22 protein-coding genes are annotated in these 25,490 nt (G+C 68.5%); 16 read left to right on the top strand and 6 right to left on the bottom strand.

Annotated elements, in window-relative coordinates; all coding sequences use genetic code 11:
- Positions 1 to 795: 795 nt before the first annotated feature.
- The 4 genes from E0493_RS09405 to E0493_RS09390 form a co-directional block, all read right to left on the bottom strand.
- Positions 796 to 1,179, bottom strand: coding sequence for an RT0821/Lpp0805 family surface protein (locus E0493_RS09405; RefSeq protein ID WP_160936678.1), 384 nt, complete (start codon positions 1,177 to 1,179; stop codon positions 796 to 798).
- Between the two features lie 135 nt (positions 1,180 to 1,314).
- Positions 1,315 to 1,920 (bottom strand): fasciclin domain-containing protein, encoded by a 606-nt coding sequence (locus E0493_RS09400; RefSeq protein WP_160936677.1) that lies wholly within the window; start codon positions 1,918 to 1,920, stop codon positions 1,315 to 1,317.
- 910 nt (positions 1,921 to 2,830) lie between these two features.
- The gene (locus tag E0493_RS09395; protein WP_160936676.1) at positions 2,831 to 3,484 is read right to left on the bottom strand and encodes a response regulator; all 654 of its coding nucleotides are present in this window, start codon (positions 3,482 to 3,484) and stop codon (positions 2,831 to 2,833) included.
- Positions 3,485 to 4,174: 690 nt separating this feature from the next.
- Positions 4,175 to 4,576 carry a hypothetical protein gene (locus tag E0493_RS09390; RefSeq protein ID WP_160936675.1) on the bottom strand — a complete coding sequence of 134 codons (402 nt, stop codon included), beginning with the start codon at positions 4,574 to 4,576 and terminating at the stop codon, positions 4,175 to 4,177.
- 203 nt (positions 4,577 to 4,779) lie between these two features.
- On the opposite strand from E0493_RS09390, the gene E0493_RS09385 reads away from it, so the two are divergent.
- The 3 genes from E0493_RS09385 (at position 4,780) to E0493_RS09375 (ending at position 9,606) form a co-directional block, all read left to right on the top strand.
- Positions 4,780 to 5,682, top strand: a complete 903-nt coding sequence (locus tag E0493_RS09385; protein ID WP_160936674.1) for a class I SAM-dependent methyltransferase — start codon at positions 4,780 to 4,782, stop codon at positions 5,680 to 5,682.
- Between the two features lie 263 nt (positions 5,683 to 5,945).
- A complete protein-coding gene (locus tag E0493_RS09380) occupies positions 5,946 to 7,160 on the top strand; it encodes an MFS transporter (protein WP_160936673.1) in 1,215 nt (404 codons plus the stop codon).
- A gap of 328 nt (positions 7,161 to 7,488) precedes the next feature.
- Positions 7,489 to 9,606, top strand: a complete 2,118-nt coding sequence (locus E0493_RS09375) for an FUSC family protein (RefSeq protein WP_160936672.1) — start codon at positions 7,489 to 7,491, stop codon at positions 9,604 to 9,606.
- Positions 9,607 to 9,706: 100 nt separating this feature from the next.
- On the opposite strand, the gene E0493_RS09370 is transcribed toward E0493_RS09375, so the two are convergent.
- The gene (locus E0493_RS09370; protein WP_160936671.1) at positions 9,707 to 11,425 is read right to left on the bottom strand and encodes a dihydroxyacetone kinase family protein; all 1,719 of its coding nucleotides are present in this window, start codon (positions 11,423 to 11,425) and stop codon (positions 9,707 to 9,709) included.
- 121 nt (positions 11,426 to 11,546) lie between these two features.
- A complete protein-coding gene (locus E0493_RS09365) occupies positions 11,547 to 11,873 on the bottom strand; it encodes an NIPSNAP family protein (protein ID WP_160936670.1) in 327 nt (108 codons plus the stop codon).
- Between the two features lie 92 nt (positions 11,874 to 11,965).
- On the opposite strand from E0493_RS09365, the gene E0493_RS09360 reads away from it, so the two are divergent.
- The 13 genes from E0493_RS09360 to tcuB all read left to right on the top strand — a co-directional run bounded on the left by E0493_RS09360 (position 11,966) and on the right by tcuB (position 25,356).
- Positions 11,966 to 12,733, top strand: coding sequence for a FadR/GntR family transcriptional regulator (locus E0493_RS09360; RefSeq protein ID WP_160936669.1), 768 nt, complete (start codon positions 11,966 to 11,968; stop codon positions 12,731 to 12,733).
- A gap of 35 nt (positions 12,734 to 12,768) precedes the next feature.
- Entirely contained in the window at positions 12,769 to 13,908 is a 1,140-nt protein-coding gene (locus E0493_RS09355) for a mandelate racemase/muconate lactonizing enzyme family protein (RefSeq protein WP_160936668.1), read from the top strand.
- A 2-nt stretch (positions 13,909 to 13,910) separates the two neighbouring features.
- Positions 13,911 to 14,909 (top strand): hydroxyacid dehydrogenase, encoded by a 999-nt coding sequence (locus tag E0493_RS09350; RefSeq protein WP_160936667.1) that lies wholly within the window; start codon positions 13,911 to 13,913, stop codon positions 14,907 to 14,909.
- On the top strand, positions 14,906 to 16,084 hold the full coding sequence (locus E0493_RS09345) for a mandelate racemase/muconate lactonizing enzyme family protein (RefSeq protein WP_160936666.1): 1,179 nt from the start codon (positions 14,906 to 14,908) through the stop codon (positions 16,082 to 16,084). The genes E0493_RS09350 and E0493_RS09345 overlap by 4 nt, the downstream gene beginning before the upstream one ends.
- Complete coding sequence (locus E0493_RS09340; RefSeq protein ID WP_160936665.1) at positions 16,081 to 17,223, top strand: mandelate racemase/muconate lactonizing enzyme family protein; 1,143 nt, start codon at positions 16,081 to 16,083, stop codon at positions 17,221 to 17,223. The genes E0493_RS09345 and E0493_RS09340 overlap by 4 nt, the downstream gene beginning before the upstream one ends.
- 59 nt (positions 17,224 to 17,282) lie before the next feature.
- On the top strand, positions 17,283 to 18,281 hold the full coding sequence (locus E0493_RS09335) for a Bug family tripartite tricarboxylate transporter substrate binding protein (RefSeq protein WP_160936664.1): 999 nt from the start codon (positions 17,283 to 17,285) through the stop codon (positions 18,279 to 18,281).
- 135 nt (positions 18,282 to 18,416) lie between these two features.
- Positions 18,417 to 18,716 (top strand): hypothetical protein, encoded by a 300-nt coding sequence (locus E0493_RS09330; RefSeq protein ID WP_160936663.1) that lies wholly within the window; start codon positions 18,417 to 18,419, stop codon positions 18,714 to 18,716.
- Between the two features lie 190 nt (positions 18,717 to 18,906).
- Entirely contained in the window at positions 18,907 to 19,701 is a 795-nt protein-coding gene (locus E0493_RS09325) for a class II aldolase/adducin family protein (RefSeq protein ID WP_235913672.1), read from the top strand.
- 271 nt (positions 19,702 to 19,972) lie between these two features.
- The gene (locus tag E0493_RS09320) at positions 19,973 to 20,968 is read left to right on the top strand and encodes a Bug family tripartite tricarboxylate transporter substrate binding protein (protein WP_160936662.1); all 996 of its coding nucleotides are present in this window, start codon (positions 19,973 to 19,975) and stop codon (positions 20,966 to 20,968) included.
- Positions 20,969 to 20,992: 24 nt separating this feature from the next.
- A complete protein-coding gene (locus E0493_RS09315) occupies positions 20,993 to 21,982 on the top strand; it encodes a Bug family tripartite tricarboxylate transporter substrate binding protein (RefSeq protein WP_160936661.1) in 990 nt (329 codons plus the stop codon).
- A 136-nt stretch (positions 21,983 to 22,118) separates the two neighbouring features.
- On the top strand, positions 22,119 to 22,793 hold the full coding sequence (locus tag E0493_RS09310) for a GntR family transcriptional regulator (protein WP_235913671.1): 675 nt from the start codon (positions 22,119 to 22,121) through the stop codon (positions 22,791 to 22,793).
- 66 nt (positions 22,794 to 22,859) lie between these two features.
- On the top strand, positions 22,860 to 24,254 hold the full coding sequence (tcuA, locus tag E0493_RS09305) for an FAD-dependent tricarballylate dehydrogenase TcuA (RefSeq protein ID WP_160936659.1): 1,395 nt from the start codon (positions 22,860 to 22,862) through the stop codon (positions 24,252 to 24,254).
- Positions 24,241 to 25,356: a tricarballylate utilization 4Fe-4S protein TcuB gene (gene tcuB / locus E0493_RS09300; RefSeq protein WP_160936658.1), complete on the top strand. Its 1,116-nt coding sequence runs from the start codon at positions 24,241 to 24,243 to the stop codon at positions 25,354 to 25,356. The genes tcuA and tcuB overlap by 14 nt, the downstream gene beginning before the upstream one ends.
- Positions 25,357 to 25,490 lie beyond the last annotated feature (134 nt).

Below are 25,490 nucleotides of genomic sequence, written 5' to 3'. Positions count from 1 at the left end.
GGAGGCATCACCAAGAGAGCGGAGACTGCACCGGTATGGAGGAACTTCATGAACCTCGCATGTGGAGGAGCTGAGGTGCACTGATCTGCCGGGATTTGAGGGAGCACCAGGTCAGCTTCGACAAGTGCCTTCAAGGACATTTTGGCGGATCGGGCGGGAAGCCATCCTCTTCATCCCCAATCAGCCGAGCAGGCAATCCCCTTCGACGCGGAGGGGCCGATCGAGGGGGCGCCAGACAAGATCCATCTGCGGCAAGGCCTCCTGCCGCGCATGTTCGCCATGGTGGCGACTTACATCTGGCCAGGTGCCGCGTGCAGCCAGCCTCGGCCACTCGCACGCGCTGGCGCACCTCCCGACGGCGGCAGGTCCGTGGCATCGTCCTGAGTCGAGGAGTGGGGGCGAGCGCTGGGCTGCTCGCGCGGCGGCCACACAGGGGGGAGCCAGTGCCTGGCCAGTGATCGCGGCCAGTCGGTCTCTGTCGCGCCGGTGCCGGGCGGCTCAGGACCTAGTTGCCGGTCCTCCTACGCCTTGATCCAGCTAAAATTCCAGGGTGACACGAGGCACTGCCTTAAACTGCCTGCCTCAAGACACGGGTCAGGCGCGGCGTGAAGCTGGTCGTCTCGAATGCCTGTGAGGGGCGGAACCGGGCCATTGCCCAGTTTCTGGACGGCGCTTGTCAGCTCTGCCGCGTGCAATCGCCGAGGAATGCGTTGGTCCAAGTCTGCCTGAACCGCAGCCGTCTTGGCTCCATATCAGATTATGATCTCATCTCCAGGAATGCAGGCCAAATAAGCCTCAATCGACAGCTTTCCATTCGCCGGCCTTTGTCAAGCAAAGCTTCAAAACCATTTCTGTTGAATTTGTGGAGCCGGAATTTGCCAGGAAATATTTCAAATCCCGGCAGGGCATCCCGCCCTGCTCGAAAGCCCGCAGCATTGATACTTCGCCTCGCGCGCCTGACTGAGAGTTCTCCCAGGACTTCGAAGCGCCCGGAGCGGGGGGATTCATAGCGAGAAGCGACTGCGCTGCCGCACGCTGCAGATCAAGATCCTCCCTTGTCAGAGATTGACCGCTCTCTGGGGCAAGAAAACGCCATTGCGCCTGCGAAGGCGCAGCACTGGCCAACAGATAAGCGGTGGAGGCAACCAACCATCTTTTATGTCGCGTTATGATGCTCATCTTCGCCTTTCCGCAGCCAAGGCAAACTCGTCCCTGACGCAAGCCACAGCAAGGAAGATGCTGCCTCCAGCTTGTAAGAGAAGCGTAGAGAAGGCGGCACCAGTTCATCGTCGATGCCGCCTTCTCCCCGCCTGCTCAACGAAGGAGAGGCGCATCAATGGCGTGGATTACGCCATTTGAACACTGAATGTCAGCTTGCGTAACACGAGCCTCCGTGCCGCCAGCACCTTGGACGCGAAGTGTGTCGCCCGTTGCCTGCACACTCAGCGGCGTACCAGAAACAGTTGTGAAGTTGGCGCCGTGACGAAGCTGCTCACGGGAGTGTTTTCCCTGAACGATGTGCGCACCCACCGCGGCGGGCGCCAGCACAGGATCTGCTTGCCGAGAGTTTCCCTCTTCCATGGGAAACAAGCGGTCGAGCAGAACCTGGTTGATATGACCTACAGCGTCGTTGGTCGGCGCGAAGATCGTTATCTCATTCGCGTTTCGCATCTGGTTGGACAGGTGAGTATGAACGATGCCATTCACAAAACGCGAGAATTGCTTGTTGCCAGCAAGCACATCGATGCAGTTTTTCTGCTGGGCGGAAGCCTCGGAAGCGTGAAGGCCGGCGAAGGCTGCCATGCCCAGCGCTAAAACGCGAAAGGTACTGCAAAACTTCATGATATCCATCCTTCCCATCGGCTCTCTATGCGCAGCGGGAATGTGCTGCACCAGAGGATTCACAAACGGCAGCTTCACGCATTTTTTGTATGGGCAGTATCAGGTCGATCCCTGAAGAAGTAAGAACACGTCCCTGAGGGAGTGGTGGTTTGAGGCCTGCCAGATCTCGAATACCGGCCCTATTTTCCGAATGTGGCGGAAAGCGAGAGGGGCCACGCCTTCGCAGATGCGGCCAGAGCAGTGTTGGAGCCTCGGATTGAGGAGATCGGGTCTAGCAGCAAGGTGCCTCCAAAGAAGCCGCAGCGAAGGCTCGCGGCCAATCCTTGAGGGCCTCAGGACGGCGCCAAGCGGCACAGCCTTCCCGCCGACCCGGCCTGATGGCTGGAGGGCCAAACTTTTCATTCGATGTGGCAAGGCAGGCATCTGCACGCACCTGCTGGCGCAAATCAAGCGTTATGGCGCGGCGTTCGGCATGATCTTCCTCGAAGGCATCAACATTTTCGCTCGCCACACGTCAGCGCCGGCGGAAGAAGCTGGCTCTTGGCGAGAACCGAAATCTGCGCCAAGCGCCTGAGCCGGCTACGCGACGGCCATGGCACCAAGCGGGCGGGCTCTGGATGGGATGTGGACAGGCCACCACCTTGGCTCTCGCAGACGGCGAGGCGTGGGAACCGCTCGTGACCTGCTGGCTGTCTGCTATGGACGCAGGGCTGGGTTGTAGGCGGCAAGGACTATGCCTCTGATGCCTTCCGCGGCGGGATCCGGGCCATGGGCGCTCGGCTCACGATTCTGCCTAGGCGAACCGAAACGCCTCTGGCTCATCTCATCTGGATCGACAACAAGAGGTTCCGGTTGGAGAAGCTTTGAGTGTACCTGAAGGAGTGGCGCGCCGTAGCCGCCTGCCACGGAAAGCACGTCCCCCATTCCATGCGTCCTCTGCCCCGCAGGCGCCGCCGGCAGGGTCAAGCTCTGCGAAGCCTTGGAGATTTCACATCGAGGCCAGCTTATTGCGCGTGGCATAGCGGATGATATCAACGATGGTATGTGCGCCGATCTTGCGCATCAGTGCCGCGCGATGAGTTTCAACGGTCTTGACGCTGATATCGAGACGTATGGCCGTCTCCTTATTGCTGCATCCCTCAGCAATAAGTTGAACAATTTCTCGCTCGCGAGGGGTGAGTGGTTCGCCCACCGCCTCTCCTTCGCCTGATGAGTTGTTGGTGATGCGTAGAAAGCCATCCAGGATCGTTTCGGAAACTTTCCAATTGAAATATGGGTGGCGCGCTGCCACAGCCTCAACCGCCGCGACGATGGAGCGCGCAGCATCGGACTTCAGCAGGTAACCCTTGGCGCCTGCCGCGAGCACCTCGCGAACAAGCTGCTCGGACTCATGCATGGTAAAGATGAGAACTTCAGTGCGAGGGCTGGCCTTTCGGATCTGCCGTGTTGTCTCAAGGCCATTCAGGTCTGGCATCGCAACGTCGATCACGGCGACGTCGGGAGTAAGTGACCGAGCCAGCTCGACCGCCGCACGACCGGAGGCTGCTTCGCCACAAACCGCCCAGCCCTCCTGTTGCTCAAGGAGGTGCCGCAGTCCATGGCGAACCACGTCGTGGTCATCAACCAGCAAGATCCGGACCAAGCAATACCTCCTGCACCGGAAAAGGCGGGGCGGCCATTGACCATCGAAGCTACTACCCGGGGTAACGGAATTAAATCAGGCCCTCACCTGAACAATCGCCATAAAACACCCTAATGCGCCCCGCATAGCCTCAGCTCGGTTTTGACCATGATGCCGCGTGGCAGATGGTGTTGGCCAGGGCTTGCCGGAGTGTTCAACAAGATTTTGCCATGCAACTGCTGGACCGGAGTGTGACGCTGTCAGTCGCCGCTGAGTCGGCGCCGCGGATCGGCGCGCAAGAGGGGTTTGGGCGCGGTTCTCCCGCGCCAGCGTCCTGATCCGCCGTGCTCGGGCGAGCCGGTAGCCCATGGCCGTGTTCCGCCCGCCGCACCGAGCTTCCGAAAGGCCTCGGCCGTGCTGGCCGCGATTGCGCCGGCGGCCGCTCCCGACGGAGCCTGGGCGCCTCCGCGATCCAGCACCAGCCGCGCCTCCCGCTATCGGGCCTCGGACGAAAGGCGGTTGAACGTCTTGCTTGTCTGGGCTCCGCCTTCCCGAGACTTGGAGCTTCCGGCAAGGCCGAGCTGGTTCATGCATCGTCTGGTCATGAAGGAGAGCCCGCAGCACGCCATTCGCAAGCCGGTTCGGGCCGTGCTGCAACGCGCCCGCCAGAACATCCGCCGTCGCAGGCTTGATGAGGATGGGTCAGCCGCTTCATGAGCTTGCGGAGCAGGTGCGAGGCGGCAGCCCGGTGAGCAAGAGTCTCAGAACAAGCAAGGAAGCAGCAGCGCGGATGACGGGCGCGAGGAAGAGGCGGAATGCACGTGCGCACATGCGGTGTGCGGCCGAGGGGTTGCCGATCCCGCTGTTCAGGGCGGGCAGGCCGTTCAGGACAAAAAGAAGCATTGTTGCGAGCAATCCGGAACAGTCGAAGCCCAGCAGGCGGCTGACCGGCATCGCCTTGCTTGGGCAGGCCAGCGCATAGGCGTGGCCCCAAGTCACCGCGCAGACTGTGATCAGACGCAGCAGGTCGGCATTGTTGTCGCATCGGCGAGCGCTTGCGCGAGCGGCACAACGCCTTCCCTGCGGCTTGTTTCCTGCCAAGGCTTGCCGCACCCTTCGTTCCGACAACGCGATACAATGGAAATTGCAACAGTGCTGCGGTGGTAGGGCAGGTGGTGCTTCCCTCGCAAATGCGGAGCGCAGGCCGAGATCACTTCCGTGGAGCCCCTCTACCTTTAACGGCCCGGCCTAGGCTTCGCCGCTGACCAGGCGGGGATGGAATAGGCGGCGCGGCAGACGATGAGGTGGCAGGCCGCATGGGCGAGATGGCCGCCTGGCCCGTGATTACGGCAGATTTGCCGTTGCGTAATCTGCCGCGGGCAGGGATAACGTATGGTCTGTTGGAAGGAAGCGCGGGGCACACCATGAAGATTTCAAGGCGGAACTTCAGCGACTTAAGTTCAGCCCTTTCTTCTTCATTTGGATACTGTACGCTTTGCGGATTTCATACACAATTTCTTTGCTACGAGCCTGATGAGATGCCTTGCAAGCGGAATACTTTCGTTTGCAGGGAGTGCGGCTCGCTGGCGAGGAACCGCCACGTTGCCCTGGCGGTCCTCGACGCCTTCCGCGACACCGTTCCAGCAAACTCCCTCTCTGAATTTGCGCGGGAGTTTAACGGCGCGATCTACGTCATGGATGTGAAGGAGGCGATCTATCGCTGCCTGAAAGGCGCGCGGAACTTCACGTCGAGTGAGTACATCGACAACGTGCCAGGGGGGCAATGGAAAGACGGGGTTCTCTGCCAGGATGTGCAGAGCATGACTTTCCCTGACAACAGCTTCGATCTCGTCATCACCGAGGACCTTCTGGAGCATGTTCCCTTTCCGGAAAAGGCCTTCGACGAGCTTCACCGCGTCCTGAAGCCTGGCGGCTACCATATCGGAACCATCCCGATTAAGTGGCACCTGGAGAAGAGCGCCCCGCGTGCCAAGCTCGTGGACGGGCAGATCATCCATCTGGAGGAGCCGGAGCTTCATGGCGACCCCTTCCGGCCCGAAGGCATCCTTGCCTTCACCGATTTCGGCCATGACATGATTGATGTCTTCTTCAACCGAATCGGGCCGACGACGATGTTGTCCGCGCATGAGGACAAGTTTCTCGAGCAGGCCTTTGGCATCTACAACAGTTGGGCGTTCGTTTCGCGCAAGTCGCCATAGACTGCCTGGCGCCGGCGCGCCCGTGATATACTCCCCACTGGCGGCCCGGCACGGCGCTTCAATTTGAGCGCTGTCTCTAAGTCGCATCACCGCTGAATGTGTCAGGAGTTGGCGAGAGCAGGAAACCGCCAGGGTGGCTTCCGATTTAATTTCCTGCCCGCGGTCCTCTGCGCGGCCACACTTCTGAGGGACTGTCGCTTGATGAGCCGTGACGTTTGGGAACCAGGCCTCGCCTCGAGGGGCGGCCGGACCGGATAGCGCTTGTGACGAGCAAGCGCAGTGCGCGCGGCCTGGATTGGCTGACCTTCTTCGCGGCGGATGTGCAGACCGGCTTCGGGCCCTTCATCGCCGTCTACCTGGCCATTCACGGCTGGAGCGATGCCCGGATCGGCCTCGCGCTGAGCATCGGCAGCCTGACCATGCTGCTGAGCCAGGTGCCGGCGGGCGCGGCCGTGGACTTTCTGCCTCACAAGCGTCTGGCGGCGCTGGCGGCGCTGATCGCCATCGCCGCCAGCGCCATCCTGCTGGCGCTGTGGCCGGAGCCGCTGCCGGTCTACGCGGCGGAACTGCTGCACGGCTTCGCCAGCTGCGTGCTGGTGCCTGCCCTGGCGGCGATCAGCCTGGCGCTGGTGGGGCGAAAGGCCTTGAGCGAGCGCCTGGGCCGGAACGGGCGCTTCTCCGCGCTGGGCAATGCCACGGCGGCGGCATTGCTGGGGCTCGCGGGGGCTTATGTCTCCATCGCCTCCGTGTTCTGGCTGACCGCTGCGCTGACCATTCCGGCAATGCTGGCCCTCTTCAGCATCCGCACCACGGACATGTCCGGGCGCGTGCAGGCCATGCGCAAGCAGCGCAGCGGCGAGCGCGGGCTGCGGCGGCTTTTGTTGAATCGCGGGGTCCTCGTGTTTTCCGCCTGCGTGGCGCTGTTCACCCTCGCCAACGCGGCCATGCTGCCTCTCGCCAGCACCGCGATCACCCGGGCGAGCGGTGCGGTGTCCAACCTGACGGTCGCCGGCGGAATCGTTGTGTCGCAATGCGTTGTGGCCGTGCTCTCGCCGTGGATCGCGCGGCTGGCGGACCGGCGCGGGCGCCGCGCGGCGTTGTTGCTGGGCCTGCTTGCCCTGCCGCTTCGCGGCGTGCTGCTGGCGGTGGTCAGCAGTCCGGCGGCGCTGCTGGCTGCGCAGGCGCTGGACGGCGTGAGTGCTGCCATGCTGGCCGTGCTGGTCCCGCTTGTCGCTGCCGACCTGACACGCGGCACCAACCGTTTCAATCTCTGCATGGGCGTGTTCGGGCTGGCTGTTGGGGTCGGCGCCACCGTCAGCACCATGGCGGCAGGGGCGATTGCCTCCCGCTTCGGCACCCCGCTGGCACTGGGCTGCCTTGCGGCCGTGGGCTTGGCCGGCTTCCTGCTCGCCCTGGCCACGATGCCCGAGACGAAGGAGCGGAAGGCGGCCCGGGAAAAGGAGCTTGCCACCGCTTGAGCGGTTGTGAGGGCGGGGGCTTTGGGGGGCGGCGGTGCCGCCCTGCGGGCCTTCGCCCTTGTCGCGAGAGTGGCGGCAAGGGGGAAGGATACCTGCGCCAACCACCGGCCGGGCGCTGCCCCGCTTGCGAGGGACCCCTGAGCCGCCCCGGCCGTCGCGGGCGGGCCTGCGGGCGCCTACGGGAGGTTGTCCAGGCGGGCCTGCGCCAATAAGAGAGAAGGCTGCGGCCAAGCCGCCGGCGCCCGCAAGCCGGCTTTCCGCGGCGTGATCTCCTGCCCGGCAATGCCCTGGCTGCGATGGTGACGCTTCAGCGCCTCGATCGAGAACCATGGCCCACGGACAAGCCTCCCTCAGCCCTCCACGCCGCAGCCCCGGCACGCCCCGCGACCCGGGAGCCGATCTATCCCGCGTTCCCTGGGGGTGGGACCTGCGCGCCCTGCGCGCCGTGGAAGGCATCCGGGCCGCCACCGCCTTTGCGTTTGTGATCCTCGCCAACGAGTGGCTGGGCTGGCCGCCGCTTCTCTACATGGCGATGGCGACCTTCTTTACCTGCCTTTGCGACGTCGGCGGACCAATCCGTTTCCGCGTGCCGGCGCTGCTGGCCTTCACGGTGCTCGGCGCCCTCCTCTGGGCTTCCTTCGGCCTGCTGCGGGGGGCCGGGCTCGCCGTGGTGCTGCCCATGGCTTTTCTGGGCCTCCTCTGCCTGGGCTTCTCCCGGGTCTGGGGGCCTGGTGCCGCCGTTGTCGGCAACATCCTTTCCATCGTCCTCATCATTGCCGCCAACCAGCCCCTGAGCGGAGCGCAGGCGCTGATGGTGGGCGGCATGTTCCTGGCCGGCGGCGTCTGGGCGACGCTGCTGACCATGGTGGTCTGGCGGCTGCACCCCTACCGCCCCGCCCGGACCGCCGTCGCCGCCTGCTGGCGGCGGCTCGCCACCCTGGCGGCGGACCAGCGCCGCCTGCTGCGAATGGATCAGGCCGGCCCCGCGGTATGGGACGCCCATAGCCGCGCTCATCGCCGCGCCGTGCGGGAGGAGATCGAGTTCGCCCGCGTCATCGTGCTTGACCTCGTGAGCATGCGCGGGCGGCTTTCGCTGCGCGGCTCGCAGGCCTTGCTCCGGCTGGAAGCCTGCGACCAGATCTTCGGCTCGCTGATCGCCCTCTCGGACCTGCTGGAGGGCATGCGGGAGCCGGCGCGCCGGCACGCCGCCGAAACGCTGCTGCGCGTGGTGCGCCCCATGCTGGTGGTGCTGGCCAACGCCATCGAGACCGATGTCGCCGTTCGTCCCCTGGTGCTGGACCGCGCGGCGGAGCGTGCCCTGGCCGCCACCCAGGGCGACCCTGTCCTGCGCCCGCTGGCGGAGGCCATCGTCGAGCGCCTGCGCATTGCCGCGCGGCTCAGCACGCCAGGCGGCTACCTGCCCGGCGGCCCGGCCGGCACCGCGCAGGCCCAGCCCTGGCGGGAGCGCGTGCTCGGGCCCCTGCGGGCGAACCTGAACTGGCAGTCGGCCACGCTGCGGCACGCGCTGCGCATCGCCGTCATCGGCGCGCCGTCCCTGGGGGTGACGCTCGACTACGGCGCGCAATTCGCGCACTGGCTGCCGATCACGGCGGTTGTCACGCTGCAGCCCTTCTTCGCCATCACCTGGCAGCGGGCGCTGGAGCGGATCGGCGGCACCGTGCTGGGCGGGCTGGTGGGGGCGCTGATCGCCTACTTTGTGCGCGCGCCGCTGCAATTGGCGGCGGTTCTCTTCCCGCTTTGTGCCCTGGCCTTCGGCGCGCGGCAGGTCAGCTTCACCGCCTGGATCGCGGGCATTACGCCGGTGGTGGTGGTGCTGATGGAACTGCTCCATCCCGGCCACAGCTCCTGGGCGGTGGCGGGGCTGCGCGCGCTGTTCACCCTGGCGGGCGGCTTCCTGGCCATTCTGGGATGTCTGCTGCTTTGGCCGAGCTGGGAGCCCGCGCGCCTCAGCCAGGAGCGCCGCGCCGCCTTGGCCGCGCATGCAGCCTATTCCGGGGCGGTGCTTTCGGAGGTCACCGGAGAAACGCCCTTCGGCAGCGCCGAGGGCGCCCGTCGTGCCGCGGGCATGGCCACCAACAACCTGGAGGCTTCCATCAGCCGCGCGCTGCAGGAACCGCATGGCAGCCGGCACCCCGAGGTCGGCCGCGCGATCCTGGTGGACAGCATCCTGCGGCGGATCGCCGGGCGGCTTTCCGCGCTCCGTCACGATCCCGCCGCTCGGGCAGCCCTTTCGGCGGCGGAAGGTGCCGCCTGGCGCGCCTGGATCACCGCCTCGCTGGGCGGCCTGGCGAAGGGTCGGGGACCTGTTCCACCCCGGCCCGCCATGCCTCTCGGCGAGGCCTTGCTCGACCCGCTGGCGCGGATTGCCCGACAGATCGAGCTGCTGGAAGGGGCGCTGCAGCGCCCGGCAACCGAGACAGGCTGAAGCCGACGCCCCGTCCTGGTCCTGCCGGAGGGCAGGCGACCGCGGCAAGCGTCCCGTCTCTGCGTGCGGGGCGCCGGCCACCCGCCAGGCCGGGATCGACTCAGGCGGTGGCTGGCGGCACGCCATCCGGAGAGGAAGCGAGCGCTTCCAGCCAGACCACCACCGCCGTGGCCCCCGCATCCGGGATGCCAAGGCTGCGGCCGCCGAGATAAGCGGCACGGCCGAGGCGGGGATGCATGCTGGCCGTCGCCTCCGCCCCGCTGCGCGCGGCATTCACGGCGGTGGACCAGGCCGCAGCGGGCGGCAGCCCCGCGGCGAGGGCCTGGGCCAGCGCCTCGGCTGCCGGATGCAGCGCGTCCACCATGGTACGGTCCCCTGGCCGGGCACCGCCCAGCTCGGCAATGGCGCCGACCGCGGCCGTGAAGGCGCGCGACCAGTCGTCCGGCGAGGGAGCAGCTTCAGGCAGGCTGCGTGCGGCGCGCAGCAGCGCGGTGGCGTAGAACGGGCCGGAACTGCCGCCGATGGCCCGCCGCAGCGCCTCACCCATACGGGTCAAAGCGGTCACCGGGTCGGCCCAGGCGTCCTCCGGCAGCGCCCGCAGGGCTGCGGCGCCGCGCGCCATGCTGATGCCGAGGTCGCCGTCGCCCGCTGCGCTGTCCAGCTCGGTGAGCCGCGCTTCCTGCGCGTCGAGTGCGGCAGCGGCGGCCAGTGCCGCGCGTCTCACCGCCGCGCCGGCGGGCGTGCCGGGGCGCGGCGCGGCCGTGGCGGAGAGCGGGGAAGGGGCGTGCAGGTACTGGCGGGTCGCAGCGATGCGCCCACCGCCCGGCCAGGCCGGCGCATCGGTCGGGGCATCCAGCCGCGCCAGCCGCGCCTCGTCCAGTGTCAGCACCGTCAGCGAGACGCCCGGCATCTCCAGCGCCGTCAGCAAGTTGCCGCTCCAGACACGTTCGACAACCAGGCCGCGCTCGCGCAGGCCAGCCAACGCGCGGCGCGCCACGATGGCCAGTTCCATCGGCGGCGTGCCGCCCAGGCCGTTCACCAGCAGCGCCACCCGCCCGCCTGCGCGCAGGCCCCGGTCCTCGGCGATCGCGGCGAGCATCTCGTCCACCAGTGCATCGGCCGGGCGCAGGGCCGCGCGGCGCACACCCTGCTCGCCATGGATGCCGAGGCCCAGCTCCACCTCGTCGTCGGCCAGCAGGAAGCCGGGGCGGCCGGCAGCGGGCACGGTGCAGGCGCCGAGCGCAACGCCCATGGTTCCCATGGCGGCGGCGGCGGCGCGCGCCTCGGCCGCGACCTGCTCCAATGACAGGCCGGCCGCCGCAGCCGCGCCGGCCACCTTGTGCACCAGCACGGTGCCGGCGATGCCGCGCCGCCGCTCGGGCGGAACCGTGTCGCGCAGCGCCACGTCGTCGGCGACAACAACAAGTTCGGTGGGAATGCCCTCGGCGCGCGCCAGCTCGGCCGCCAGGCCGAAGTTCAGCCGGTCGCCGGTGTAGTTCTTGACCACCAGCAGCGCGCCCTGCGGCCCCGCCACGGCACGGATGCCGGCCAGAACGGCATCCACGCTGGGCGAGGTGAAGACATCGCCGGAGATGGCGCCCGCCAGCATGCCCGTGCCGACATAGCCCGCATGGGCCGGCTCATGCCCGCTGCCGCCGCCGGAAAGCACCGCCACGCCGCGCTCCGCCGGATCGGCGGGCAGGCCGGCGCGAACCACCACATCCTCCTCCGCGAGCAGGGCCTGGCCGGGCGCGAGGTCCACCAGGCCCTCCAGCATTTCCCGCACCACCCCACGCGGATCGTTGACCAGCTTCTTCATGCGTCTTCCCCTCGTTCCGGCCCGGCCTGGCCCGGTGCGCAGCCTGCGGGAGAGAGGCGACCTCGCCAAGGCGTTCCTCTCACCTGAGCAGAACTCTCGCAGCCGCCCTGCGGCATGCGCGTCACGCTTCCTGCCAGCGCACCCGCATGAAAGGCGCGGGGGACAGCAGCTTGTTCTCCTGCGTGAGGACCAGGGGCCGCACCTTGGCCGCGTAGGCCTTCCAGGCGGGGTCGGCGAGCAGGCGCACACGCCGCTCGGTGCGCTCCTGGAGGCTTTCATAGGCCCAGAGATGAATGACCTGGTTCAGCGGGCCGAACTCGGTCGTGTAGTAGCCGACCATCCGCCCGAGGATCGGCCGCTGGATGGCGAGTCCTTCCGCCTCGTAGGCCGCCAGGTAGGCGCCCGCCTCGCCGGCGCGCAACGTGTAGATCCGCTCCTCGACGATCATTCCCTGCCTCCGTTCTGAAATGGCTCTTGTGGTCGGACCAGATTGGTAATACCAAACTGGTAGGTCCAACCGTGGAAAGTGTCCAGGCCGCCATGCGGGGCAAGCAGACAGAGCCCGTCCACCCAGTTGCCGCCGGAGAGGGCCTCGCCGCCCCGCCACTGGACGAGCGCACTAGCCTGATCGGCCGCCTGCTGCCCTTCATCGCCCACCGCCGGCTGGAGCCGGGGGACCGCCTGCCCTCCGAGCGGGAACTGGCTGAGCGCTTCGGTGTCAGCCGTGGCGCGCTGCGCGAGGCCATCGCGGTGCTGGAAACCCTGCGCATGGTCGAGCGGCGGCCGAACTCGGGCATCTATCTCCGTGCCGTGGCCAAGCAGGGCAGCCTGGACGCCATCGTGCTGCAGGCGGAGGTCGGCATCCCGCTGACCGAAACCGAGGTGCGCGAGGTGGTCGAGCTGCGGCGCATCCTGGAACTCCAGGCGGTGCGCCTCGCGGCAGAGCGTCGTGGTGCCGCCGATCTGGCGCGGATCGATCAGGTGCTGGCGGAGAGCGGGCGCGTCATCGCCGCGGGGGAGAACCTGGCCGACCAGGATTCCGCCTTTCACCTCGCCGTGGTGGAGGCGGCGGGGAACCATGTTTTCCTGCGCGTGGTGAACTCCTTCTACCTGCTTTCGCGCACCCGCCGGCGCCACTACTTCGCCGACGGCCGGCGCGCGCCCCTCTCGCACGCCCAGCATGTCGCGCTGCGCGACGCCATCGCCGCCCAGGACCCCGAGCGTGCCGAGGCCGCGATGGGCGGCCATCTGCGCGGCGTCGAAAGCTACTGGATGGAACTGCTGCAACGGCAATCACGCGGCGACTGACCGGCCACAAGGCGGCGCCAGGGAGAACAACAAGAATGAAGATCACGGACGTGACCTGCCACGTCTTGCAGTCCAAGGTGGAGCAGCCCTTCACCTCGGCGCGCGGCTGGCTCTACACCACGCGCGCTTCCTGCATCGTGGAGATTTCCACCGATGCAGGTATCACAGGTTGGGGCGAGTGCTATGGCCCGGCGGCGGTGAACCGCAGCATCATCGAGACGCAGTACCGCAGCCGCGTCATCGGCCGCGATCCCTTCGACGTCGAGGTGATCTGGGAAGACCTCTACAACCGCATCAAGGACTACGGTCTGACCGGGATGACCATCGCCGCGCTGTCGGGCATCGACATCGCGCTCTGGGACATCATGGGCCGCGCGGTTGGCAAGCCGGTGCACAAGCTGATCGGCGGGGCGCACCGCACCGAGCTGACCGCCTATGCCACCGGCCTCTATTTCATCGACATGGACCGGCTGGTCGAGGAGGCGGTGGACGAGGCGCGGAAGTATGTCGAGCAGGGCTTCCAGGCCATCAAAATGAAGATCGGCCTCGGCGACCCGAAGCTCGACCTGCGGCGCGTGGCGGCGGTGCGCGAGGCGATCGGCCCGGGTATCAAACTGGCCGTGGACGCGAACCACTGCTTCACCGTGCCGCACGCCATCCGGCTGGGGCGGGCCATGGAGGACCTCGACATTTTGTGGTTCGAGGAGCCGATCAGCCCCGAGGACCACGACGGCTATGTGGAGGTCACGCGCGCGCTCGACATGGCGGTGGCGGGCGGGGAGAACGACTTCACCCGCTGGGGCTTCCGCGACGTGATCGCGCGCAAGGCGATGGACATCGTGCAGCCGGATGTCTGCGCCGCCGGTGGCATCAGCGAGTGCCGCAAGATCGCCGCGATGGCTTCGGCGCATGGTGTGGAATGCGTGCCGCATGCCTGGGGCTCGGCGATCGGCCTGGCGGCGACAGTGCAGTTCCTTGCCGCCCTGCCGGACACGCCGCCGGCGCTGCGGCCGATGCCGCCGATGCTGGAATTCGAGCAGACGCCGAATCCGCTGCGCGACCTTCTCGCGCGGGAGCCGATCCAGCAGCAGCGTGGCATCGTGCGGGTTCCGGAGGGTCCGGGGCTCGGCATCGAGATCGACCGCGAGGTCCTGCAACGCTACCGGGTGGCCTGAGCATGCTCGTCGCGCTGACCGATCCGATCGACCCGGCGGGCGAGGCCATCCTGCGGCAGGCCGGGCATGACGTGGAACTGGCCGGAGAAGGCGGGCTGGACGCCCTGCTGGCCCGGGCCGAGGCGGTCATCGTCCGGCGCAAGCTGCCGGACGATCTTTCCGCGCGGGCACCGCGCCTGCTTGGCGCCATCCGCCAGGGCGTGGGCGTGGACATGATCCCGGTGGAGGATTGCACCGCGCAGGGCGTGCTGGTGGCGAACGTGCCGGGCGCCAATGCGGATTCCGTGGCGGAGTTCGCGGTCGCGCAGATGCTTGCCATCGCGCGGCGGGTGGAAGCCATGCACGGGCTGCTGCTGCGGGAGGGATGGAACACCGCCCGCGCCCAGTCGGCCACGGCTTCCGAGTTGCGCGGGCGAACGCTGGGCATCGTGGGCGTCGGCGCGATCGGCCAGCGGCTGGCGGAAATCGCCGCGCATGGCTTCCGCATGCGGGTGCTTGGCCACCGCCGCAAGGCCACCGGGCTGCCGGAGCATATCGCCTACGCGCCGCTGGAAACGCTCTTCGCCGAGAGCGACTACATCGTCCTGGCCTGCCCGCTGACCGAGGAAACCCGCGGCCTGGCCTCCGCCGCACGGCTCGCGCGCATGAAGCCCGATGCCTGGCTGCTGAATGTCGCGCGGGGGCCGGTGGTGGACGAGGCCGCGCTGCTGGACGCGCTGCGCGGGAAACGGATCGGCGGTGCGGCGCTGGATGTCCACGCCATGCAGCCGCTGCCGGAGGACCATCCCTTCCGCACCCTGCCCAACGTGCTGCTGACCCCCCACACCGCGGGCCTGAGCCGCGAGGCCGTGACCCGCATGAGCACCGGCGCGGCCGGGGAAACCGTTCGCATCCTCCGTGGCGAGAAGCCGCGGAACTTCGTCAACCCGGAAGCCTGGGACGCGGCGCTGCAGCGGCGTGCGCGCCTCGGGCATCCCGCTCCGGAGGCCAGCCCGGCATGAGGATCTCGCGCGTCCAGGCCACATGGTGCCGTGTGCCGATCCCGCATGAGCAGCAGCACACCAGCGATTTCGGCCGCGTGCCCACCTTCGACTCCGTCATCGTCCGGGTGGAGACGGACACCGGCCTGACCGGATGGGGCGAGGCCAAGGCAGGCGTCGGCAGCGCCGCCGCCTGTGCCGGCCTCGCCGCCATCATCAACCAGGACTATGCGCCGCTCCTTGTTGGCCAGGACCCGCGCGACATCACCCGCCTCTGGGACGTGATGTACAACACGCCGCGCGAGGGCTATGCGATCGCCAAAGGGCATGGCCTGCCGCAGCTCGGCCGGCGCGGGCTCTCCATCTCCGCCATCGCAGGCGTGGACATCGCGCTGTGGGACATCCTGGGCAAGTCGCTCGACGTGCCGGTCTGGCGGCTGCTGGGCGGCCGGCGGGCGGCGCGCATGCCGGCCTATGCCTCCGGCGGCTGGGCGGATGCGTCGAAGATCGGGGCGCAGCTCAAGGGCTATTGCGACAAGGCCGGGTTTCGCGCGGTGAAGATGCGCGTCGGCGTCATGGACGGCTCGCCCGCCGCCTCGGCCGCGCGGGTGCGCGCCGCGCGGGAGGCGCTGGGGCCGGAGATCAAGCTGATGGCCGACGCCCACGGCACCTGGACCGTGGCCGAGGCGCGCGCCTTCTGCCGCATGGTGGAGGACCTCGACCTCTTCTGGTTCGAGGAGCCGGTGAGCGCCGACGACAAGCACGGCCTCGCCGAGGTGCGCCGCTGCTCGACGGTGCCGATCAGCACGGGGGAGAGCGAGTTCACCCGCCACGACTTCCGCGAGATCGCCGAGTTGCGTGCGGCCGACGTGCTGCAGCCCGATCTCGCCATCGCCGGCGGGCTGACGGAGGGGCTTCGCATCTCGGCCATCGCCTCGGCCTTCAACCTGCGGTTGGCGCCGCATCTCTGGTCGGGCGCACCGGCCTTCGCCGCCGGGCTGCACCTGGCGGCGACGCAGAGCGCCGGCTTCATCCTGGAATACTCGCTTGGTCACAACCCCATGCTGCACGACCTGATCGAGGAGAGCTTCCCGGTGGTGGACGGCCATGTCGAGGTGCCGGAGCGCCCCGGCCTCGGCATCACCGTGCGGGACTCCTTCCTGCAGAGCTACGGACAGCCCGGAGGCGCCGCATGAGCAAGATCGTTTCCATCAAGGCCTACCCGACCTCCTTCCCGGTACCGAAGGACGGCGGCGTCTCGCTCGGCGTCGGCCGCGCGGTGAAGCGGGATGCGGTGGTGGTGAAGGTCACCACCGAGGACGGGCTGGTTGGCTGGGGCGAGAGCCACCACGGCCGGGCTCACACGGCGGTGGCGACGCTGCTGGAAACGACGTTGAGCCGCCTCGTCACCGGCATGGACGCCACGGACGTGGTTGGCGTCTGGAACAAGATCTATCGCAACCAGCTCGCCAGCCACGGCATGGGCGCGGGCTGCGCGCTGGCCATGTCAGGGCTGGACATGGCGCTGTGGGACATCCGCGGCAAGGCGACGGGCTGGCCGCTCTACAAGCTGCTCGGCGGCGCGGCGCGGCCGGTGCCCGCCTACGCGGGAGGCGTCGCGCTCGGCTACCAGCCGCCCGAGGAACTTGTGGAGGAGGCGCGGCCACATCTGGAGGCCGGGTATCGCGCGCTGAAGCTGCGCATCGGTGACACGGTGCGGAACGACATCAGCCGGATGGAGGCGATCCGCGGCGCCTTTGGCGAGGAGATCGACATCCTGGCGGACGCCAACACGGCATACCGGCTTGAGGATGCCCGCCGCGTGCTGCCGGCGATGGATCGCCTCGGCATGGGCTGGCTGGAGGAGCCTTTCCCGCCGCATGACCGCCGCGCCTATGCGCAGGCGCGCAGCTACGGCCGCACGCCGCTGGCGGTGGGCGAGAACCACTTCACCCGCTTCGAGTTCACGCCGCTGCTGGACGACGGCGCCATCAGCATCTGGCAGCCGGATCTTTCGAAGTGCGGCGGCATCACGGAGGCGCTGCGCATCGCGGCGATCGCCTCCGCGCACAAGATCCCCGTCCACCCGCACAGCTCGATGACCGGGCTGAACCAGGCGGCGAGCATCCATTTCCTCTGCGCCATCGACAATGCCGGATACTTCGAGGCCGACGTGTCGCGCGGCAACCTGTTCCGCGACGCGCTGGTCAGCGAGCCCTGGAGCATCGGCGGGGATGGCTGCGTGCGGCCGCTGGAACGGCCCGGCATCGGCGTGGAGGTGGATGAGGATTTCCTGAAGGCCCATCCGGCGATCGAGGGGCCTGGCTACGTGTGAATCCGAATTCGCCGTGACCGCCCGGCACAAGGGTGGCGCGGCATGCAAAGGAGGAACGTATGGCTGAGATCACCCGGCGCGGCATGCTGCGCCATCTCGCGGCGGCCATGACCATGGCTGCCGTCCTGCTCCCCGGCGTCGGCGCGACCGCCGCGGAGGACAGCTTCCCGTCGCAGGATATCCGCTTCATCAACGCCTTCTCCCCCGGCGGCACGTCCGACATGCTCGGCCGCATCCTGGCGGACCAGCTCTCGAAGCAGCTCGGCCACCGGGTCGTGGTGGACAACCGCACCGGCGCTGGCGGCGTGATCGCCACGCAGGAACTGGCGCGCGCGGCACCGGATGGGCACACGATCCTGCTGGCCTCGATGGGCATCATGACCATCACGCCGCAACTCCAGTCCGTGCCCTATGACGTCGAGAAGGACATCACGCCGATCGTCAAGGCCGCATCGGTCTACAACGTTCTTGTTGCCAGCCCGAAGAGCGAGATCCGCACCTGGCAGGATCTCGCGCGGCTGGGCAAGGATGCCGGCCGCAGCCCGCGCTGCGCCACGGTGGGCGCGGGATCGAGCCAGCAGCTTTCCTGCGTGCTCTTCGCCTCGCTCACCGGCGCGCGGATCGATCAGGTGCCCTATCGCGGCGGCGCGCCGGCGATCCTGGATATCGCCGCCGGGCGGGTTGAAGTGATGTTCGGCAACATGCCGGAGTTCATGGGGCAGATCCGCGACGGCGGGCTGCGGCCGGTCGCCTATGGTGCGGCGGAGGCCTCGCCCCTGCTTCCCGACGTGCCGGTGATCTCCAAGACCGGCCTGCCCGATTTCGTCATTCCGAACTGGTTCGGCGTGGTCATGCCGGGCGGCGCGGCGCCGGCGGTGGTGCAGCGTTGGAACGCCGAGATCAACAAGGCGCTTGAGGCGCCGGAAGTGCAGCGCCGCTTCACCGAGAATGGGCTGCAGCGGCTCGGCGGAACGCAGGAGGCGTTCCGGCAGCAGATCGCCGACGACCACGCCCGCTGGGGCAAGGTCATCCGGGAGCACGGTATCCGGCCGGAATAGCGGCAGGTGCAGGACAAGCTTGCCTGCTGACCGGAATCGGGGTCCGGGGTGACGCAATCGCCCCGGCAGAGTTCCAGGGGTGGGGCCGCGTCTGGCGCGCGATGGCGCCACCCCCGCCCATGCCCTCCCGCCGCCGTGGAGGACAGCCGCGCCGAGGAGATCGCGTGGCGGCGGGAGGAGAAGGGTATCCGCAGCGTGCTTGCGGGCGATGGCAGGGTTTGCGGCATCGCTGCGCGAGCCGACCTGCCGCAAGCCGCTGTTCTGGCGCTTTCCGTGCCTGAAGGCGGCCCCCGACCGGGTGCGAACACCAACCGCATCCAGCGCGACGTTCCGGAAGCCTCGCGCAATGCGTCCTGGGCCGAGATCCGCCGCGCGCCTTGCTGTTGCCAACTGGATCTGACGGACCTCACCGGAGGTTCTCATCCGCCTGCCTGAAGGAACGATCAGGGGCCCTGCCTCCCTTCCAAGCCGCTTCCTGCGGCTTGGCGCCATCCGGCTTGGCGCTTGCGCCCCACGGCGCACCAGCGCATTGTATACCGCAGAATACGAAATGCCCGCCGGATCGTGGAAGCCCGCGCAGCCCCGCGGCTTGCTGTCCGGACGGTCGGAAAGCAGGAGGACGGCCATGCTTGAGACAGCCCGCAAGCAATTGCGCATCACCAGCATGCGCGCAAAGGTCTCGCCGGAGGAATGGGAAGCGCGGGTGAATCTTGCCGCGTGCTACCGCCTGGTCGCGCATTACGGCATGGCCGACATGATGGCGAACCACATTTCCGCCCGCGTGCCGGGGGAGGGGGCGGCCTTCCTGATCAATCCCTATGGCATGATGTACGAGGAGATCACCGCCTCCTCCCTGGTCAAGGTGGACGCCGACGGCAAGATCCTCGCCAAGCCCGACTACGGCGATTTCGACTATGGCATCAATCGCGCCGGCTACGTGATCCACAGCGCGGTGCATGTGGCCAAGCATGAGATCGACTGCGTCATCCATACGCATACATGGGCGGGCATGGCGCTCTCCACGCTGCAATGCGGCCTGCTTCCGCTGACGCAAACCTCGATGCGCTTCCTGCGCATCGGCTATCACGATTATCGCGGCGTGGTGCTGGACGATGCGGAGAAGGAATCGCTGGTTGCCGACCTCGGCGACAACAACGCGCTGATCCTGCGGAACCATGGCCTGATGACGGTCGGCCGCACCGTCGCGGAGGCCTTCAACGCCATTCATCGGCTGGAGCTGTCCTGCCGCTCGCAACTCGCTTCCATGGCCTGCAACACGCCGCTGGTGCAGGTGCCGCAGGACGTGCTCGACGCCACCTACATGAACTACCAGCCGCAGACCCGCCGCCCCTATGGCGTGATGGAGTGGCCGGCGCTGCTGCGGATGCTGGACCGGATCGACCCGACCTACGCCGACTGACCGGCACCGCTCCGGCAGGAACCTCCGGCGGGCGGCATGGGGCTGGCGAAGCGTTGCCTCGCCGGGTTTCCCGCTGCTGCGGAGCGTCCTCGACTGGACGCCCGGCCCCGAGGACCGGGCGCGCCTCCTGAGCCGCCACCCGGCGCGGCTCTACGGCTTTCCGCCGGACTGAGGCGGGGCCGGGCCGCGGGTGGCGGGCACCGCGGCGCCCGGCGGCTGGAGCCTGCAAGCCAAGCAAAGACAGCACCACAAGCGTGCGGAGGGAGGAAAGATGTTCAGGAAGATCGCCAGGCGGCGCCTGTTGCAAGCGGCGCCACTGCTCGCAGCCCCCAGTCTCCTTGCCGGGCTGCCGCGCCCGGCGCGCGCCGCCGACTGGCCCGCGCGGCCGGTGCGCTTCATCGTCTCCTTCACGCCGGGTGGCACCACCGACATCATCGCCCGCCTCGTCGGCAACGCGCTGGGCGAGCAGTGGGGCCAGCCGGTGGTGGTGGAGAACCGGCCTGGCGCCGGCGGCAACATCGGCAGCGAGTACGTCGCCCGCGCCGATCCGGACGGCTACACGGTGCTGGTCGGTTCGGTCGGGCCGCTGGCGGTGAACCAGTCGCTCTACAGCAATCCGGGCTTCCGCACGCTGGAGGACTTCGCGCCGATCACCGAGCTCGCGGGGGTGCCGAACATCCTCGTGGTGCCGGCCAGCTCGCCGCTGCACAGCGTCGCCGACCTCGTGGCCGCGGCGAAGAAGCAGCCGGGCAAGCTCAGCTATGGCTCCACCGGGGTCGGCACTTCCTCGCATCTGTCCGGAGCGCTGGCCGACCACATGGCCGGCATGGCGACCGTCCATGTGCCCTATCGCGGCGCCGGCGCGCTGAACGACCTGCTCGCCGGACGGGTGGACTTCATGTACGCCACCATGCCCTCCTGCATCGAGCATGTTCGCGCCGGCAAGCTGCGCGCGCTGGCCGTCAGCAGCACCTACCGCTCGCGTGCCGCCCCGGAGGTGCCGACCATGGTGGAATGCGGCTTTCCCGGCTTCAACGCCTCATCCTGGTTCGGCATGGTCGCCCCGGCCAGGACCCTGCCGGAAGTCGTGCGGAAGATCGCCGGCGACACCATCGCGCTGCTGAGGAAGCCCGACATCGAGGCGCAGATGGTCAACCAGGGCGCCGACCCGGTGGCCAGCACGCCCGAGGAGTTCCGCGCCTTCATCGCCGAGGAGATCGCCCGCTGGGGCGAGGTGGTGAAGCTCTCCGGCGCGAAGGCCGACTGAGCCGTGACGGGAGGAGGCAAGACGATGCGGGGAATGACACGGCGGGCCATTCTGGCAACCGCGGCGCTCGGCGGCGGTGCCGCCGGGCTGGCGCGGCCCGCGCGGGCAGAGGGCGGCTGGCCGGAGCGAACGGTCGTGCTGGTCGTGCCCTATGCGCCGGGCGGCTCCAACGACGTGGTGGCGCGGCTGCTGGCGCCGAAGCTGCAGGCCCTGCTGGGCCAGACCATCGTGGTGGAGAACCGCGCCGGGGCGGGCGGCGCCATCGGCACGGCGCAGGTCGCCCGCAGCGCGCCGGACGGCTACACGCTGCTGGTCTCCTCGGCCAGCAACCACGTGATGAACCCGCTGGTGGTGCCGGACCAGGGCTATGACGTCCGGCAGGCCTTTGACGGCATCAGCATGCTGGTGGACGTGCCGCTGGCGCTGACGGTGGCGAACAAGCTCGGCGTGCACGACGTCCCGGGCCTGCTGGCGCTGCTGAAGCGGGAGCCGGGGAAGCACAGCTTCGCCTCTTCCGGCGTCGGCGGCTCGCAGCATCTGGCGGGCGAGCTGTTCCGCCTGCGTGCGGATGTGGACATCGTCCATGTGCCCTATCGCGGAGGCGGCCCGGCGCTCAACGACCTGGTGGCCGGCCAGGTGTCGATGGGCTTCCTGAACCTGCCGACCGCCCTGCCGCAGGCGGAGGCCGGCAAGGTGACCATCCTGGCCGTGGCCGGGGAGAAGCGCAGCGCGCTGAAGCCCGACCTGCCCACGGTGGCCGAGGCTGGCGTGCCGGGTTTCGCCGTGCGCTCCTGGACAGCCCTCTTCGCGCCGCATGGCACGCCGCCGGCGGTGGTGCAGAAGCTCAACGCCGCCCTCCGGGAGGCCATGGCCGATCCGGGCCTGCAGGCGCGGCTGCGCGAGCTGGGCGTGGAGCCGGATCTGTCGGAGCCGAAGGCGCTCGATGCCTTCGTGCGTGACGAGTTCGCGCTCTGGGGACCGGTGATCAAGGCGGCGCACGTCACCGCGCAGTGACACGAGGCGGCGGGGAGGGAGGATGCCTCGCCGCCCTGTCAGCGCGCCGGCCTGGGCTTGCGGCCGCATCTGTGGCAGGGCTGGGGTGGAGCCGGCACGCCGTCGGTTCCAGCCCGACCGAGAGTGAATGGCCGCCATGCTGCCCTCCGCCCCGCCTGTTCCTCCCGCCCGCTCTTCCGGCGCCGGCGCCTATGAGATGCTGCTCGACGCCCTGACAAGGGGTGAACTGGCCCCTGGCAGCCGCTTGCGGGAGGCCGAGCTGGCGGAACGCTTCGGCATCAGCCGGACACCGGTGCGGGAGGCGCTGAAGCGGCTGGAGACCCAGGGACTGGTGACGCATGAGCCGCATCACGGCGCCGTGGTGGCGCGGCTCGACTACAGCGCCATGGTCGAGCTCTATCACATGCGCGAGGTGCTGGAGGGCACCGCCGCCTTCCTGGCGGCCACCCACGCCACCGCGGTCGAACTGGAGGCGCTGCGCGACATGGTGGCGGCCGACCATGCCCTGCTGAACGACGCCAGCCGGCTGGCGCACAGCAACCGCCTGTTCCATCGCCAGATCCATCGCGCCGCGCGGAACCGCTTCCTGGACCTGATGCTGGACAACATGCGCCTTTCCCTGGTGCTGCTGGGGCGCACCACCCTCTCTCTGCCGGAGCGCGGCGCGGCGGCGGTGGAGGAGCACGCGGCGATCGTCGCGGCCATTGCGGCACGCGATCCGGCCGCCGCCGAGGCCGCCGCGCGGCAGCACATCCGCAACGCCTTCCGCGCCCGGCTCGCGCTGGAGAACCGGGCACCTGACGCCATCTGAGGCCCCCTTGCGCCGTCCTGCCGATGCCGACATTGTATTCCGGCGCATACAAAAGGGAGGGCGCTTTTGGACTGGGACCGCGTCTATGACGTCCTGGTGGTCGGCGGCGGCAACGCGGCGCTTTGCGCGGCGGTCACGGCGCGGCAGGCGGGCGCCACCGTGCTGGTGCTGGAGCACGCGCCGAAGGCCTTTCGCGGCGGCAACAGCCGGCACACCCGCAACCTCCGGGCCATGCACACCGCGCCGACCTCGGTGCTGACCGAGCAGTACCTGGAGGACGAGTACTGGGACGACCTGCTGCGCGTCACCGGCGGGCAGACCGACGAGGAACTGGCGCGCCTGACCATCCGCGCCACGGCGGACGCGCTGCCCTTCATGGAGGCCTGCGGCGTGCGCTTCCAGCCCTCGCTGACCGGCACGCTGAACCTCTCGCGCACCAACGCCTTCTTCCTGGGCGGCGGCAAGGCGCTGGTGAACGCCTACTACGCGACCGCCGAGAAGCTGGGCGTGGACATCCTCTATGACACCGAGGTGGTCTCGCTGCGCCTGGATGACGGCTTCGTCCGCTATGCCGAGATCATCAGCCGCGGCTTCCCGCGCCGGGTGCGGGCCAAGACAGTGGTGGCCTCCTCCGGCGGTTTCCAGGCCAACCTGGAATGGCTCAAGCAGGGCTGGGGGCCGGCGGCGGAGAACTTCCTGATCCGCGGCACGCCCTATGCCAAGGGCCGCGTGCTGCGCGACCTGCTGGACCAGGGCGTCGCCTCGGTGGGCGACCCGACGCAGTGTCACGCGGTGGCGATCGACGGCCGGGCGCCCAAGTTCGACGGCGGCATCGTCACCCGGCTGGACTGCGTGCCCTTCTCCATCGTCGTCAACAAGCACGGCGAGCGCTTCTATGACGAGGGCGAGGATGTCTGGCCCAAGCGCTACGCCATCTGGGGAAGGCTTGTCGCGCAGCAGCCGGACCAGGTGGCCTATGCCATCATCGACAGCCGCTCCGAGCGGCTGTTCATGCCCTCCGTGTTTCCCGCCATCAAATCCGACACCATCGAGGGGCTGGCGGAGAAGCTCGGTCTCGACCCAACGAAGCTGGCGGAGACGGTGCGCGGCTTCAACGCCGCGGCCGTGCACGGAACCTTCGACAACAGCCGCTTGGACGGCTGCCACACCGAGGGCCTGACGCCGGCCAAGACCAACTGGGCGCGGCCCATCGCGGTGCCGCCCTTCAGCGGCTACCCGCTGCGACCGGGCATCACCTTCACCTATCTCGGCGTCAAGGTGGACCGTAACGCGCGAGTGTTGATGCAGGACGGGCGGCCGACCGCCAACCTGTTCGCCTCGGGCGAGATCATGGCGGGCAGCATCCTTGGCAAGGGCTACCTGGCGGGGTTCGGCATGTCCATCGGCACCGTCTTCGGGCGCATCGCGGGGCGGGAGGCCGCGAAACATGCAAGAAACTGAGACCACCGAGGAGGCGCGCCGCGCCCTCGAGATCTGCAACGCCTGCCGCTACTGCGAGGGGTTCTGCGCGGTCTTTCCGGCCATGGAGCTGCGGCGGGAATTCGCCACCGGCGACCTCTCCTACCTCGCCAACCTTTGCCACAACTGCAAGGGCTGCTACTACGCCTGCCAGTATGCGCCGCCGCATGAGTTCGGGCTGAACCTGCCGCAGACCTTCGCCCAGCTCCGCGCCGAAACCTACGCCGAATACGCCTGGCCGAAGCCGTTGGGCGCCGTGTTCCAGCGCAACGGCACGGTGGTGGCGCTGATCACGACGCTCGGCATCGCGCTGGCGCTGATCCTGACGGTGCTGATCCAGGACCCCACCGTGCTCTATGCCGCGCATGAGGGGCCGGGCGCCTTCTACCGCGTGATTCCCTGGTGGCTGATGACCACGCTCGCCGGCGGAACCTTCCTTTACGCCCTTTTGGCCTTGGCCATGGGCTTCCGCAACTTCTGGCGCGACACCGGCAGCAGCCTCGCCGGGCCGGCCGGCGCGCGCCCCGTCGCCACCGCGCTGCACGACATCCTGACGCTGCGCAATCTCGGCGGTGGCGGGCATGGCTGCAACGACCGCGACGAAGCCTTCTCGACGCAGCGCCGCTGGTTCCACCACGCCATGTTCTACGGCTTCCTGCTCTGCTTCGCCTCGACCTCGGTGGCGACGGTCTATGACCACGTCATCGGCCACCCGGCGCCCTATCCATTCTGGAGCCTGCCGGTGCAACTCGGCACCTGGGGCGGGGTGGGGCTGGTGGTCGGCACGGCGGGATTGATCTGGCTGAAGGTGGTGAGCGACCAGGCGCCGGCCGCGCGCAACCTGCTCGGCGCCGACTACGCCCTGCTCGGACTGCTCTGCCTGACTTCGCTGACGGGCCTGCTGCTGCTCGGGTTGCGCGGCACGGGGGCGATGGGCGTGCTGCTGGCCATCCATCTCGGCATCGTGCTGTCACTCTTTCTGCTGCTGCCCTACAGCAAGATGGTGCACGGGCTCTACCGGTCCGGCGCGCTGCTGCGGCACGCGTTGGAGCGTCACGCCGGCCACGTGCCGCCCGCCGACTGACGGGATTGCCCTGGAGCGGCGGGAAAGGCTTCCTGCCGCTACCCGGCCGTTCGGACAGGGTGGCAATCCAACGATTCGTGCGCGAGCTGGAGCTCGAACGGAGCATTTGCCGCGTCGAGCGACACCGCATCTCC

Source organism: Teichococcus coralli (assembly GCF_009829925.1).
Lineage (GTDB): Bacteria > Pseudomonadota > Alphaproteobacteria > Acetobacterales > Acetobacteraceae > Pseudoroseomonas > Pseudoroseomonas coralli.
This window is presented reverse-complemented; position numbering and strand designations above follow the sequence as displayed.